Source organism: Cupriavidus sp. 2SB (genome assembly GCF_005503625.1).
In the GTDB taxonomy this organism is placed as follows: domain Bacteria; phylum Pseudomonadota; class Gammaproteobacteria; order Burkholderiales; family Burkholderiaceae; genus Cupriavidus.
In genome coordinates this window covers 1-3729 of record NZ_SCMX01000155.1, presented here as the reverse complement: position 1 = coordinate 3729, position 3729 = coordinate 1, and the positions used below count along the sequence as shown (strand labels likewise).

Here is a 3729-nt window from a genome sequence, read left to right as displayed (position 1 = left end):
GCCCATCCCACCCTCTGCGGCCGCTGCGACAGCAACCTGTTCGGCGCCGGTGAACACAGGAGCCACGCCTGATGGCATCGTCCTCCACGCGTCCCACGCGCACCACTCCGGCCCGCAGCAAGAAGAAAGGCAGCACCAACGTCACGCCACTGCTGTGGATGGCCTTTGCCGCGCTGGTCGTGCTGCTCGACCAGTTCTTCAAGGTGGTGATCTCGCGGTCGTTCACCTACGGCGAGTCGCGCCCGGTTACCAGCTTTTTCAACCTTGTGCTGGTCTACAACAAGGGCGCCGCGTTCAGCTTCCTGGCTGACGCGGGCGGCTGGCAACGCTGGTTCTTCACGCTGCTGGCCGTCGTGGTGGGCGGCTTCATCATCTGGCTGCTGTATCGCCACACGGGACAGAAGATGTTTTGCCTGGCGGTGTCGCTGATCCTCGGCGGCGCCATCGGCAACGTGATCGACCGTATCCTCCACGGTCACGTGATCGACTTCCTGGACTTCCACCTGCGCAACATGCACTTCCCGGCGTTCAACGTGGCGGATTGCGCGATCACGGTGGGTGCGGTGCTGTTGATCGTGGATGAGTTGAGAAGGGTGCGGCGGCACTGAGCCTTTGCTCTCCTGCTTGTTTTCTCCCCTCTCCCGCTCGCGGGAGAGGGGAGCAAAGACACACCTCCCCCGCCAGCGGTATCATGCGGAACCTCCGAATTCTGAAGAGTCCTTCCCCATGGATCTGCGCGGCAAGCACATCGTCCTTGGCCTGACCGGTGGCATTGCGTGCTACAAGTCGGCCGAGCTGGTTCGGCTGTTGACCAAGGCCGGCGCCACCGTGCAGGTGGCCATGACCGAGGCGGCGACGCACTTCATCACGCCGGTCACGATGCAGGCGCTGTCCGGACGCCCGGTGTTTCTCTCGCAATGGGACGCGCGCGTTGGCAACAACATGGCGCACATTGACCTCTCCCGCGAAGCCGATGCCATCCTGATCGCGCCCGCTTCCACGGACTTTCTGGCCAAGCTGGCCCATGGCCTCTGCGACGACCTGCTGAGCACGCTCTGCATCGCGCGGGAATGTCCGCTGCTCGTGGCACCGGCAATGAATCGCCAGATGTGGGCCGCGGCGCCCACTCAACGCAACGCGGCGCAACTGCGTGCGGACGGCGTGACGATCCTCGGCCCGGGCAGTGGCGATCAGGCTTGCGGCGAGATCGGCGATGGGCGGATGCTCGAACCCGAAGAACTCGTCGAAGACCTGATCGCGTTCTTCCAGCCCAAGCCGCTGGCCGGCAAGCGCGTACTGATTACAGCCGGGCCAACCTTCGAGGCCATCGATCCGGTTCGTGGCATCACCAATCTCTCGTCGGGCAAGATGGGCTTCTCGATTGCGCGTGCCGCGCGTGAAGCCGGCGCCGACGTGCTGCTCGTTTCCGGCCCGACCGCACTGCCGACGCCGCGTGGCGTGGTGCGCACCGACGTGCGCAGCGCACTGCAGATGCACGACGCCGTGATGGCGCAACTGCGCGATGTCGATGTGTTCGTGGCCGTGGCCGCCGTGGCCGACTGGCGGCCTGCCGAGGTGTCGCAGCAGAAGCTCAAGAAAGCCAACGATTCCGATACGCCAGCCCTTCAGTTCGTGCAGAACCCCGACATCCTGGCTGCGGTGGCCTCTCGCGCCGATGCGCCTTACTGCGTGGGATTCGCCGCCGAAAGCGAGAATCTGGAGCAGTACGGCGAGCAGAAGCGCCAGCGCAAGGGCGTGCCGCTACTCGTTGGCAACATCGGCCATCACACGTTCGGCCTCGACGATAACGAGATCGTCCTGTTCGACGCCAACGGCATGACGCGCCTGCCGCGCGCCGACAAGCTGTCACTGGCCCGCGAACTGATCGGCGCCATCGGCCAACGCCTGCCGCGCAAGCCTGTCTGAGACTGCCCGAGACCGCCCATCATGAGCGATACCCGCCCCAAGCTGCGCCTGTCCGTGCTCGACCAGAGCCCGGTCATCCATGGTCACACTGCGCGCGACGCCATCGCCGCCACGGTCGAACTGGCCCAGATGGCCGACGATCTCGGCTACACGCGCTACTGGTGCGCCGAGCACCACGGGCTGCACGGCGTCTGCAATCCGGCGCCCGAAGTCATGCTGGCGCGGCTCGGCAGCGTCACCAAGCGGATTCGGCTGGGTTCGGGCGGCGTGATGCTGCCCTACTACAGCCCGTTCAAGGTGGCCGAGCAGTTCCGCATGCTCGAAGCGCTGTTTCCGAACCGGATCGACCTCGGCGTGGGCCGCGCGCCCGGTGGCGACATGCGCACGGCGCAGGCCGTCGCCATGGGCCAGTACAACCGTGGCGACCAGTTCCCGCAGCAGGTGCAGGACCTGTCCTTCCTGCTGCGTGGCGAGGTGCCGCCCGACCATCTGGCCGAAGGCGTCCTGCTGCAGCCTGACATCGACACAAGGCCTGAACTCTGGGTACTGGGATCGAGCGATTTCGGTGGTGCACTGGCGGCGCGCATGGGGCTGCGCTTTGCGTTTGCGCACTTCATCAGCGCCCATGGCGGCCACGCCGTGGCGCAGCAGTATCGCGACGATTTCGAGACCGGTTATCACGACCACGCGTACAGCGCCGCCGCGATCTTCGTGATCTGCGCCGATACGGAGGCGGAAGCCACTGCGCTGGAGCAGGCCGTGGATATCCGCCGCCTGCAGATGGCCTATGGCGTCAACGCGCCGATTCCCTCGCTGGCACAGGCGGAAACCTACACGCCCACCGAACGCGACCGGGTCATCATCGAGCGCGAGCGCCCACGCACGATCTGCGGCACGCCACACCAGGTGGCCGAGCGCATGCTGGCAATCCGCGACCGTTTCGCTGCCGATGAACTGGTGGTGCTCAGCGTGGCGGCGTCCTATGCCGCGCGCCGGCGCACTTACGAACTGCTGGCCGAAGCGTTCGACCTGCGCGGTTGATGTTCCCGGGTGGCGGATAAGCATGGGCGGCGCGGTATCATGCCGCTTTGCTCTGACCACTCTCCGAATCCATGACCGTAGCCGCGAATCCCACCGTCGAAATCAAGGTCCTCGACGCCCGCCTCAACGACTGGGGCCTGCCCGCCTACCAGAGCGACATGGCCGCCGCCATCGACCTGCACGCCTGCGTCAACGGCCCCGTGACGATTGCACCCGGCACGCCCGCGCAACTCGTCCCCGCCGGCATCGCCGTGCATATGGGCAACCCGTTCATGTGCGCGACCATCGTGCCGCGCTCGGGCCTGGGCCACAAGAAAGGTCTGGTGCTCGGCAATTGCGTCGGCGTGATCGATGCCGACTACCAGGGCCAGATCATGGTCAGCGTCTGGAACCGCAATGCACCCGGCACCGAGCCGATCGTCATCCAGCCCGGCGAGCGCATCGCTCAAATGATGTTCGTGCCCGTGCTGCGCCCGGTGTTCACGACGGTTGAAGAGTTTTCTGAGGATTCGGAGCGTGGGGCCGGTGGGTTTGGGTCCACGGGGGTTGCGCACGCCAAGGCGGGTTGAGGCTTCCGGCTTGCTACTTGTTTTCTCCCCTCTCCCGCGCAGTGGGAGAGGGGCGGGGGAGAGGGCCAGCGGTTCCAATTTGGGCCTGTCAGGAATTTTGTGTGTAGGGCATAACATGTCGTTAAGGAGCATGTATGCCACGCAAACCGAAAGCCCCATTGCGGGAATTGCCCGCCATCCCGAAGGAATTAAT

General features: G+C 65.4%; 4 protein-coding genes. All 4 read left to right on the top strand.

The window, feature by feature from the left end:
* Window positions 1-71 precede the first annotated feature (71 nt).
* The 4 genes from lspA (at window position 72) to dut (ending at window position 3536) form a co-directional block, all read left to right on the top strand.
* On the top strand, window positions 72-608 hold the full coding sequence (lspA, locus tag FFS21_RS31680; protein ID WP_137928626.1) for a signal peptidase II: 537 nt from the start codon (window positions 72-74) through the stop codon (window positions 606-608).
* A 118-nt stretch (window positions 609-726) separates the two neighbouring features.
* Window positions 727-1926 (top strand): bifunctional phosphopantothenoylcysteine decarboxylase/phosphopantothenate--cysteine ligase CoaBC, encoded by a 1200-nt coding sequence (coaBC, locus tag FFS21_RS31675; protein ID WP_137928625.1) that lies wholly within the window; start codon window positions 727-729, stop codon window positions 1924-1926.
* Between the two features lie 21 nt (window positions 1927-1947).
* Entirely contained in the window at window positions 1948-2967 is a 1020-nt protein-coding gene (locus tag FFS21_RS31670) for an LLM class flavin-dependent oxidoreductase (RefSeq protein ID WP_137928624.1), read from the top strand.
* A 71-nt stretch (window positions 2968-3038) separates the two neighbouring features.
* Entirely contained in the window at window positions 3039-3536 is a 498-nt protein-coding gene (gene dut / locus FFS21_RS31665; protein ID WP_137928623.1) for a dUTP diphosphatase, read from the top strand.
* The last annotated feature ends 193 nt before the right edge of the window (window positions 3537-3729 follow it).